We start from the raw sequence: 9,713 nt of genomic DNA, 5'->3' as shown, positions 1-9,713 counted from the left end.
CGGGAGAACGCGGCCACGGCCGATGCGGGTCTGGTGCTGTGGCAGGTGGTGGCGCTGGTGCTGCTGCCGGCGACGGCGGCGTTCGGGCTGCTGCGCTGGGTGTCTGCGCACGTGCGCAGTCGTCCGAAGTGGCCGGCCGAAGTGCTGGCGAGCGTGGGCGGCGCGGCGCTGCAGGGCGCCGAACTGGCGCGGTGGAACAAGCCCGTTGCGCCGCGGCCGGGCGACGAACCGACGAAGGAGGGCAAGACATGAGAGAGGAGACCGATATGGAACACACCCCGGAATATGAGGCTTTGTTCAAGGAGTACTTCAAGCTGTGCTCGCTTGCGGGTGAAGCATGCGTAAAGTTGGAGCTGTCCGAAGACGAGCTGCGCCAGCGGGTGGATAAGTACCGCCGCCTTGTCGAGCCGTCCTTCCCGGAGCCGCCGAAGGCGTACGGGAGCGACGATGCAGGCGTGCCGGCGGAGGATCCGGCGCAATGGCGGGCGTTGATCGTGGAATACAGCAGCCAGTGCGCGGCTTTCGGCGACATCATCGTGGAACTCGATCTGCCTTTCGAGGAGCTGCGCCGGCGGGTGGAGCGCGGGCGTTTGGAAATTGCGCGTGCGCAACCGGGCGCCGACGGTGGATCGAGACCGGGGTGACCATGGTGGCCGATCGTTTCTTCGCGCATTCCGGCACAGACGAAAATCGCAGCGACTGGCAGCCGCTCGCCGAGCATTTGCACAATGTCGGGCGTCTGGCGGGCGAACGCGCCGCCAGGTTCGGCATGGCCGAGGCCGCCAGGGCTGCCGGCTTGCTGCACGACCTTGGCAAGTACACCGACGACTTCCAGCGCCGGATCGCGGGCGATGCGGTGCGGGTCGATCATGCCACGCACGGTGCGATCCTGGCCGTGGAACGCTACGGTCAATTGGGCCATCTGCTCGCCTACGGCATCGCGGGCCATCACGCCGGGCTGGCCAACGGAGCGGAGGGCATCGAGCGCACCGCTTTGCGGGATCGCCTGCGCGGCGCAGGCCTGCCGCCCCTGCTGGACCATTGGCGCAGCGAAATCGACTTGCCCGACAAGCGGACGCTGGCGCTTCCCCTGAAGCCGCACAGCCGGGAACGCAGCGGTTTTCAGTTCGCGTTTCTCGCACGCATGCTGTTCTCCTGTCTCGTCGATGCCGATTTCCTGGATACGGAGGCGTATTACGATCGACTCGAAGGCCGCGCTTCGGTCCGGGATGCGCCCGTGCCGAGCCTTCATGCCTTGCGCGATCGCCTCGATGAACGGCTGGCCCGGTTCGAGGCCGATACCGAGGTCAATTGCGTGCGTGCCGGCATTCTCCGGCATGTCCGGCGGCAGGCCGAGTGCGATCCCGGTCTGTTCTCGCTGACGGTGCCGACCGGCGGCGGGAAAACGCTCGCGTCCCTGGCCTTCGCGCTGGACCACGCCATACGCTACGGTCAGCGCCGGGTGATATTCGTGATCCCGTTTACCAGCATCGTCGAACAGAACGCCGGAGTGTTCCGGGAGGCGCTGGGACCGTTGGGCGAGGCAGCGGTGCTGGAGCATCACAGCGCTTTTTTCGCCAAGCCGCCGCGCGACGAGCCCGAGCATTTCCAGGCGCGGGAGAAGCTGCGCCTGGCCATGGAGAACTGGGATGCGCCTATCGTCGTCACCACCGCGGTGCAGTTCTTCGAAAGCCTGTTCGCCGCGAAGCCGTCGCGCTGCCGCAAGCTGCACAACATCGCCGACAGCGTGGTGATTCTCGACGAGGCCCAGACCCTGCCGCTCAAGCTGCTGCGCCCGGCCGTCGCCGCCGTCGATGAACTGGCGCGCAACTATCGCAGCAGTATCGTGCTCTGTACGGCGACCCAACCCGCATTGAGTGCGCCGGCATTCGCCGGTGGCCTGGATGACGTGCGCGAACTGGCCCCGGAGCCGCCGCGGCTGTTTCGCGAACTGGAGCGCGTGCGCATCCGCCATGCCGGCGTGCTGGACGACGAAACCCTGAGCGACGAGCTGCGTCGACGCGAGCAGGTGCTGTGCATCGTCAACAACCGCCGCCACGCGCGCGCCGTCTACCAGTCGATCGCCGACCTGCCCGGCGCTCGCCATCTCAGCACGCTGATGTGCGCAAAACATCGCAGCGCGGTGCTCAAGGAGATCTACGGCACACTGGAACGCGGTGAACCCTGCAGGCTTGTATCGACCAGCCTGATCGAAGCCGGCGTCGACATCTCTCTGCCTACCGTACTGCGCGCCGAGGCCGGTCTCGACTCCATCGCCCAGGCGGCGGGTCGCTGCAACCGCAACAAGGAATGGCCGGTGGACGCGAGCGAGGTGCTGGTGTTCGCGACCGCGAACGAAGACTGGGCGCCGCCGCCCGAGCTGCGACAGTTCGCCGAGGCGGCGCAGGAGATTCTCCGCCAGCCGCAATACCGGACCGATCCGCTTTCGCCCTCGGCGATACAGGCCTATTTCGAGCTTCTGTACTGGCAGAAAGGCGGAGAGGCTCTGGATGCGCACAATCTGCTCGGCATCGCCCGGGAGAACGGTATCGACAGCTTGCCGATGGAAACCCTCGCCGCGAAATTCCGGATGATCGAGAGCGGGCAGATGCCGGTCATAGTGCCGTACGACGACGATGCGCGGGAAACATTGAAGGGATTGCGTAACGCGGAACGAAGCGGCGGATTCGCGCGGAAGCTGCAGCCGTATCTGGTTCAGATGCCCCCAGCGGCTTACGACGCGCTGTGCAAGGTCGGCGCGGTGCAACCCGTAGCGTTGGAGAAGTGGGGTGAGCAATTCATGGAACTGGTCAATAAGGATATTTATGATGTGGTTACCGGCCTAAGCTGGGATAATCCGACATTTATAAAAGCTGGAAATACCATCTTGTGATTCGTGATGAAAAAGATTGTCTATTTGATCACCTACCCCAATGGGAAAATTTACATCGGGAAAGATCTGACAAATGACATCGCGTATTTTGGCAGCCCTGACAGTGTCCTGATAGCCAACGATTTTAGCGAGAATGAGCGTAGGGATTTCACTGTTCGGCGCACCATTTTATGGGAGTCCGATTCGGCTTCGGACAAGGAAGTCAATCGTAAGGAAGTCGAGATGATTCGGCTTTATCGGGCTAATGATCCAGCAATTGGTTACAACCGGTGGCCGAAATATAAGCCAGTGTCTACGATTGAACCGGACCGGCATGATGAGGATATGAAGTCATGAGCTTTGGTATCCGCCTGCAGGTTTGGGGCGAACGCGCCTGCTTCACGCGCCCCGAAATGAAGGTCGAACGGGTGAGCTACGACGTCATAACGCCCTCGGCGGCGCGGGGCATCCTGGAAGCGATTCACTGGAAACCGGCGATCCGCTGGCAGATCGATCGCATCCGCGTGCTCAAGCCGATCCGTTTCGAATCCATCAGGCGCAACGAGGTCGGCGGCAAGCTCTCCGCCGCGTCGGTCGCCAGGGCGATGAAGGCGGGCAGCACGGCCGGGCTCGCCACCTGCGTGGACGAGGATAGACAGCAGCGCGCCGCGACCGTTTTGCGCGACGTGGCCTATGTCATCGAAGCCCACTTCGAACTCACGCCCAAGGCCGGTCCCGACGACAACGCCGGCAAGCATCTGGACATCTTCAACCGCCGTGCGAGGAAGGGACAGTGTTTCCACATGCCTTGCCTCGGCGTGCGGGAGTTTCCGGCGAACTTCGAACTGATCGAGGACGACGCGGCGCTGCCGCCGGTCGAGCCCGAACTGCTCGGCGAGAAGGATCTGGGCTGGATGCTGCACGACATCGACTTCGCCGACGGCATGACGCCGCGCTTTTTCCGCGCGGCGATGTGCGACGGCGTGATCGAGGTGCCGCCCTGGCAGGCGGCGGAGGTCAAGGCATGATCCTGCAGGCATTGGCGGGCTACTACCAGCGTTTGGTGGAACGCGAAACCGAAGGCGTCGCGCCTTACGGCTATAGTCCGGAGAAGATCAGCTATGCCATCCTGCTTTCGCCGGAAGGCGAGGTCGTGCAGGTGCGGGACGTTCGCGATACCACAGGGAAGAAACCTCATCCACGGATGATGAACGTGCCGCAGCCGGAAAAGCGCACGGTCGGCATCAAATCGAATTTCCTCTGGGACAAGTCCAGCTACGTGCTGGGCGTTAGTGCGAGCAGCAAGCGTGCCGACAAGGAACATGCGGCCTTCAAGGCGCTGCACGAAGAGGCGTTGGCCGGTACCGACGATCCGGGGCTGGCAGCCTTGCTGGCCTTTCTGCGCAAATGGACGCCGGATCGGTTCGATGCTCAAGAGTTCCGGGATGACATGCTGGACGCCAACTTCGTGTTCCGGCTCGACGGCGAGCAGGCTTATCTGCATCAACGGCCCGCAGCCGAGGCGGTTCGCGCCCGGCTTCTGGCTTCCGCTTCCGACAGCGACAACACTTCGGAGGTTTGTCTTGTCAGCGGAGAAGCCGCTCCCGCCGCACGTTTGCATCCGGCCATCAAAGGCGTCAACGGAGCGCAGAGTTCGGGGGCATCCATCGTCTCCTTCAACCTCGATGCTTTCACCTCGTACGGCAAGAGCCAGGGCGAAAACGCGCCGGTTTCCGAACGGGCCGCCTTTGCGTACACGACGGCGCTCAACTACCTGCTGCGCCGCGGCGAGCACAATCGCCAGCGATTGCAGGTCGGCGACACCACGGTGGTGTTCTGGGCGGAGGCCGATGACGCGGAACAGGCGACGAATGCCGAACTGACCTTGGCCGATCTGCTGGACAAGCCCCCCGACGACAGTGCTGAAGCGGAACGGGTGCGGCAGGTGCTCGATGGCGTCGCCAGGGGCCGGCCGCTCGCCGAGATCGATCCGGGTCTGGCCGACGGCACCCGCATGTACGTGCTGGGTCTCGCCCCCAACGCGTCGCGGCTGTCGATTCGTTTCTGGCTGGTGGACACGCTGGACACCTTGACCAGACGCATCGCCCAGCACCGCGCGGACATGCATCTCGACCCTTCGCCCTGGAAGACTGCGCCTTCGGTGTGGCGTCTCGCTCTCGCGACGGCGCCCTCCCGCGACGGTCGCGCCAAGAGCGAGGATGTTCCGCCCCAACTTGCCGGCGATTTGCTGCGCGCCATCCTCACCGGCGGCCGCTATCCCGGCAGCCTGCTGGCCAATACCGTCATGCGCATGCGCGCGGACGGCGACGTTTCCGGCGTTCGCGTCGCGCTGTGCAAGGCGGTGCTTGCCCGCAATCTGCGCGCCCAATCTTCCCAGGAGGGGATCCCCGTGAGTCTCGACACGCAATCCACCCAGCCGGGCTATCTGCTCGGGCGGCTGTTCGCGGTGCTGGAATACGCCCAGCGCAGCGCGCTCGGCGGGCAGGTCAACGCGACCATCCGCGACCGCTATTACGGCGCCGCTTCGGCCACGCCGGCTTCGATTTTTCCGGTGCTGCTGCGCAATACGCAGAACCATCTGAGCAAGCTGCGCAAGGAGCGGCCGGGGCAGGCGGTGAATCTGGAAAAGGATATTCGCGACATCGTGGCCGGCCTGCCGGATCGATTCCCGCGCAGCCTGCGCATCGAGGATCAGGGGCGCTTCGCCATCGGCTATTACCACCAGTCGCAGGCCCACTACACCAAGCGCGTCGCCGAAGATGACGCGGCAACCGAAACCGAGGAGCAAGGAGCGCAGTCATGACCGCCATCGCCCACCGATACGAATTCGCCTACCTCTTCGACGTCGCCAACGGCAATCCCAACGGCGATCCGGACGCCGGCAATCTGCCGCGCCTCGATCCGGAGACCAACCGCGGTCTGGTGACGGACGTGGCGCTGAAACGCAAGATCCGCAATTTCGTCGCGCTGGAAAAAGAGGACGCGCCGGGCTACGCGATCTACATGCAGGAAAAGGCGATTCTCAACGATCAGCATCAAAAGGCCTGGGAAGCGCTCGATATCCCGCCCGATGCCAAGGACGCCTACAAGAAACTGCCGAAGGATGAAGCCAAGGCCAGGTCGATTACCGCCTGGATGTGCGGCAACTTCTTCGACGTGCGTACCTTCGGCGCGGTGATGACCACCGGGGTCAACGCCGGACAGGTCCGCGGGCCGGTGCAGCTGGCCTTCGCCAGTTCGGTCGAGCCGGTGTTGCCGCTGGAGATTTCCATTACCCGGATGGCGGTCACGACCAAGAAGGAAGCCGATGCCCAGAGCGGCGACAACCGCACCATGGGCCGCAAGCACATCCTGCCCTACGGGCTCTACCGTGCCCATGGCTTCGTTTCCGCCAAGCTGGCCGAACGTACCGGTTTTTCCGAAGACGATCTGCAATTGCTCTGGCGCGCACTGATCAATATGTTCGAGCACGATCGCTCGGCCGCCCGCGGCGAAATGGCGGCGCGCAAGCTGATCGTGTTCGAGCACGAACATCCGATGGGCGATGCACCCGCGCACGTGTTGTTCGAAAGCGTCAAAGTCGAGCGCGCAACGCCGGAGGATGACGGGCCAGCGCGCAGTTTCGCGGACTACCGCGTCACCGTTGACGCCGGCGCGCTGCCGCCAGGCGTCCGTATGACCGAGTACCTGTGACGCAGCGCCCGGTTGCGATGTATGGACGATACCCCGGTTCCGCTGTCTGCGCTCCAGCATTACCTGTACTGCCCGCGGCAGTGCGCGCTGATCCACATCGAGCGGCTTTGGGCGGAAAATCGCCAGACGGCCGAAGGGCGCATTCTTCATGGGCGCGCCGATCAGCCCGCGGTGGAGCAGCGCCACGGCGTGCGCACCATTACTGCGATGCCCGTCTCCGCGCCGGAGCTGGGCATCGCGGGCGTAGCCGACGTGGTCGAGTTCCATGCCGGCGATGCGGGCGATACACCCTATCCGGTGGAGTACAAACGGGGACGGCCGAAACCGCATCGGGCGGATCAGGTTCAGCTATGCGCGCAGGCCTTGTGCCTGGAATCGATGTTCGGCTGCAGGGTGCCGGAAGGCGCTTTGTTCTACGGCAAGACCCGCCGTCGTCAAGTCGTATCCTTCGACGCCGAATTGCGCCGTTTGACCCGGGATACCGTCGTTGCGACGCGTGAAATGATTCTTTCCGGAAAGACTCCTCTTGCGACGTACGACGCCAAACGCTGCGATGCCTGTTCGCTGCTCGATCTTTGCCAACCGCGGGTGCTCGCCCGCGCCGGCAGGGTCCAGGAGTGGCTGGAGAAACAAATCCGGATCGAGGACTGAAGCATGCGGCGGCAGCTCAACACCTTGTACGTGAGCACTGAAGGGGCCTGGCTCAAGAAGGATGGCGCGAACATCGTCATGCAGGTCGAAGGCTCGGAACGCGCCCGTTTGCCGGCCCACATGCTGGAAAGCCTGGTTTGCATCGGTCGCGTGCTGGTTTCCCCGCCGCTGCTGGGATACTGCGCGGAGCAGGGCATCAGTGTGTGCTACCTGACGAGCAACGGAAAATTCCTGGCCCGCGTCGAAGGTCCTGTTTCGGGCAATGTTCTACTGCGGCGGGAGCAATACCACCGCAGCGACGACCGCCCCCGCTGCGCGGCTATCGTACGCAACCTGCTGCTCGGCAAGGTGCACAATCAGCGCGTTGTCGTCAGCCGCGCTCTGCGCGACCATGGGGCGCGTCTGGACGAGGGAGACCGCTTGGCATTGGGGCAAGCGGGCAAAAGCCTGCGGCGTATTCTCGACAGGCTGTTGCGCGAATCGGACCCTGACGTGCTGCGTGGTCTGGAAGGCGAGGCCGCTCAAACCTATTTCGGCGTGTTCGATCATATGATCCGGACGGACAGTGCGGCGCTGCGTTTCAATGGACGCAACCGCCGCCCGCCCACCGACCCCGTGAATGCACTGCTCTCGTTCCTTTACACCCTGACTACCCATGATTGCCGTTCGGCGCTCGAGACAGTCGGTCTTGACCCGGCGGTCGGGTTCCTGCATCGGGATCGTCCGGGTCGCCCTAGCCTTGCTCTCGATCTCGTCGAAGAATTTCGTCCCTTGTTGGCGGATCGGCTCGCCTTGTCGTTGCTTAATCGAAAGCAATTGAGTGAACGCCACTTCGTTACCCTAGACAATGGTGCCGTTTCGCTGAAGGACGATGCCCGCAAGGTCGTCCTGACCGCTTACCAGGAACGCAAGCGCGAGGAATTGCGCCACGGTTTCCTCGACGAAAAATTGGAAATCGGCCTTTTGCCCGCGGTACAGGCCCAATTGCTCGCACGGCACCTGCGTGGCGATCTGGAAGCCTACCCACCGTTCCTATGGAAATGAGGGCGATCCGATGATGGTCCTCGTCAGCTACGACGTGAGTACGAGCGATCCGGGTGGGGAGCGGCGTCTGCGTCGAGTTGCCAAGGCCTGCCGCGATCATGGTCAGCGGGTACAGTATTCCGTGTTCGAGATCGAGCTTGATCCGGCGCAGTGGACAATGCTCAAACAAACACTGACGGATCTGATCGACCCCTCTCGCGATAGTCTGCGTTTTTACCATCTCGGCAAGAATTGGCAGCATCGGGTTGAGCATGTTGGTGCCAAAGCTGCCCTGGACCTCAATGGCCCGCTGATCTTCTGATTGCGAACCCGAAGCTACCGCTGAAAGTACGGTAGGTTCGCAATTTTATAATTCGTTGATCTAATTGTTTATTTTAAAGCCTTGTGGGCTTTGCCCGAACGGGGACGGTGTTCTTGTGCGTGGTTTCGCGGAAATGTGCTGATTTTATTGCTTCATACAATTGCTTAAGCTCCCCCTGTCGCGCCCCACGCGGGCGCGTGGATTGAAACAATGTGCGCTCTCTTGCTACGGCCATGGCTCAAAGGTCGCGCCCCACGCGGGCGCGTGGATTGAAACTATGTCGACCTGATTCCGACCACCGAAAACACTCGTCGCGCCCCACGCGGGCGCGTGGATTGAAACGATGCACATTGTGACGCAAACATAAACACAAGCGAGTCGCGCCCCACGCGGGCGCGTGGATTGAAACACAAGACGTTGCAAGAAGAACGCCAGATTTAGGTGTCGCGCCCCACGCGGGCGCGTGGATTGAAACGTGAATATTCGCAATTAAATGAACGTGCGAATCGGGTCGCGCCCCACGCGGGCGCGTGGATTGAAACTTCGGTAGCCGGGTTGTAAATCTGAATTTCACGAGTCGCGCCCCACGCGGGCGCGTGGATTGAAACTTTTGCTTGACAAGGCGGGCAACTATGGAAAGACCGTCGCGCCCCACGCGGGCGCGTGGATTGAAACTATGCCAAATTTGCACCATTCGTCAGCTATGTCGAAGTCGCGCCCCACGCGGGCGCGTGGATTGAAACATTTCCAAGTATCACAAGTCGCGCCATGACGAAGTGGTCGCGCCCCACGCGGGCGCGTGGATTGAAACTTTGTAATTAGCTTCGGTGCGTTCTTGGCCGAAGTCGCGCCCCACGCGGGCGCGTGGATTGAAACTTTTCGCCGCCGCCGCGCACGTTCTTTACTGCAAGTCGCGCCCCACGCGGGCGCGTGGATTGAAACAGCAAACTGCTGAATGGCGAGATCCAGGATCCAAGTCGCGCCCCACGCGGGCGCGTGGATTGAAACACGAATTCGAAGCGGGGCAGGCCATACGAATACAAGGTCGCGCCCCACGCGGGCGCGTGGATTGAAACGGTGCCGACGTGATCGAGGCCTTCATCGAGCACCGTCGCGCCCCACGCGGGCGCG

Annotated in this window: 10 protein-coding genes and 1 CRISPR repeat array; all 10 genes read left to right on the top strand. The window is 62.8% G+C overall.

Going from position 1 to position 9,713, the window contains the following annotated elements; all coding sequences use genetic code 11:
* Positions 1-252: hypothetical protein (locus P8014_RS19540; RefSeq protein ID WP_337819005.1), on the top strand; the 252-nt coding region annotated here is incomplete at its 5' end.
* A gap of 14 nt (positions 253-266) precedes the next feature.
* A complete protein-coding gene (locus tag P8014_RS19535; RefSeq protein ID WP_337819004.1) occupies positions 267-644 on the top strand; it encodes a hypothetical protein in 378 nt (125 codons plus the stop codon).
* 2 nt (positions 645-646) lie between these two features.
* Positions 647-2,893, top strand: coding sequence for a CRISPR-associated endonuclease Cas3'' (locus tag P8014_RS19530; protein ID WP_337819006.1), 2,247 nt, complete (start codon positions 647-649; stop codon positions 2,891-2,893).
* 6 nt (positions 2,894-2,899) lie between these two features.
* Entirely contained in the window at positions 2,900-3,229 is a 330-nt protein-coding gene (locus P8014_RS19525; protein WP_337819003.1) for a GIY-YIG nuclease family protein, read from the top strand.
* On the top strand, positions 3,226-3,900 hold the full coding sequence (gene cas5c, locus P8014_RS19520; protein WP_337819002.1) for a type I-C CRISPR-associated protein Cas5c: 675 nt from the start codon (positions 3,226-3,228) through the stop codon (positions 3,898-3,900). Before P8014_RS19525 ends, cas5c begins: the two co-directional genes overlap by 4 nt.
* On the top strand, positions 3,897-5,696 hold the full coding sequence (cas8c, locus tag P8014_RS19515; protein WP_337819001.1) for a type I-C CRISPR-associated protein Cas8c/Csd1: 1,800 nt from the start codon (positions 3,897-3,899) through the stop codon (positions 5,694-5,696). The genes cas5c and cas8c overlap by 4 nt, the downstream gene beginning before the upstream one ends.
* The gene (gene cas7c / locus P8014_RS19510) at positions 5,693-6,586 is read left to right on the top strand and encodes a type I-C CRISPR-associated protein Cas7/Csd2 (protein WP_337819000.1); all 894 of its coding nucleotides are present in this window, start codon (positions 5,693-5,695) and stop codon (positions 6,584-6,586) included. Before cas8c ends, cas7c begins: the two co-directional genes overlap by 4 nt.
* Positions 6,587-6,607: 21 nt before the next feature.
* Positions 6,608-7,237, top strand: coding sequence for a CRISPR-associated protein Cas4 (gene cas4 / locus P8014_RS19505; protein WP_337818999.1), 630 nt, complete (start codon positions 6,608-6,610; stop codon positions 7,235-7,237).
* A gap of 3 nt (positions 7,238-7,240) precedes the next feature.
* Positions 7,241-8,281 (top strand): type I-C CRISPR-associated endonuclease Cas1c, encoded by a 1,041-nt coding sequence (cas1c, locus tag P8014_RS19500; protein ID WP_337818998.1) that lies wholly within the window; start codon positions 7,241-7,243, stop codon positions 8,279-8,281.
* 10 nt (positions 8,282-8,291) lie between these two features.
* On the top strand, positions 8,292-8,582 hold the full coding sequence (cas2, locus tag P8014_RS19495; RefSeq protein WP_337818997.1) for a CRISPR-associated endonuclease Cas2: 291 nt from the start codon (positions 8,292-8,294) through the stop codon (positions 8,580-8,582).
* Between the two features lie 177 nt (positions 8,583-8,759).
* Positions 8,760-9,658: direct repeats of the CRISPR family, unit length 32 nt; unit sequence GTCGCGCCCCACGCGGGCGCGTGGATTGAAAC.
* Positions 9,659-9,713 lie beyond the last annotated feature (55 nt).

Source organism: Acidihalobacter sp. (assembly GCF_037381185.1).
Taxonomy (GTDB): domain Bacteria; phylum Pseudomonadota; class Gammaproteobacteria; order DSM-5130; family Acidihalobacteraceae; genus Acidihalobacter_A.
The sequence above is the reverse complement of the archived record's forward strand: the minus strand, read 5'-3'. Positions and strand labels throughout refer to the sequence as shown.

Bases quoted from the DNA above. Each gene is read 5' to 3' on its own strand.
- P8014_RS19535 (WP_337819004.1), top strand. From the start codon at position 267: ATGGAACACACCCCGGAATATGAGGCTTTGTTCAAGGAGTACTTCAAG.
- P8014_RS19530 (WP_337819006.1), top strand. From the start codon at position 647: ATGGTGGCCGATCGTTTCTTCGCGCATTCCGGCACAGACGAAAATCGC.
- P8014_RS19525 (WP_337819003.1), top strand. From the start codon at position 2,900: ATGAAAAAGATTGTCTATTTGATCACCTACCCCAATGGGAAAATTTAC.
- cas5c (WP_337819002.1), top strand. From the start codon at position 3,226: ATGAGCTTTGGTATCCGCCTGCAGGTTTGGGGCGAACGCGCCTGCTTC.
- cas8c (WP_337819001.1), top strand. From the start codon at position 3,897: ATGATCCTGCAGGCATTGGCGGGCTACTACCAGCGTTTGGTGGAACGC.
- cas7c (WP_337819000.1), top strand. From the start codon at position 5,693: ATGACCGCCATCGCCCACCGATACGAATTCGCCTACCTCTTCGACGTC.
- cas4 (WP_337818999.1), top strand. From the start codon at position 6,608: ATGGACGATACCCCGGTTCCGCTGTCTGCGCTCCAGCATTACCTGTAC.
- cas1c (WP_337818998.1), top strand. From the start codon at position 7,241: ATGCGGCGGCAGCTCAACACCTTGTACGTGAGCACTGAAGGGGCCTGG.
- cas2 (WP_337818997.1), top strand. From the start codon at position 8,292: ATGATGGTCCTCGTCAGCTACGACGTGAGTACGAGCGATCCGGGTGGG.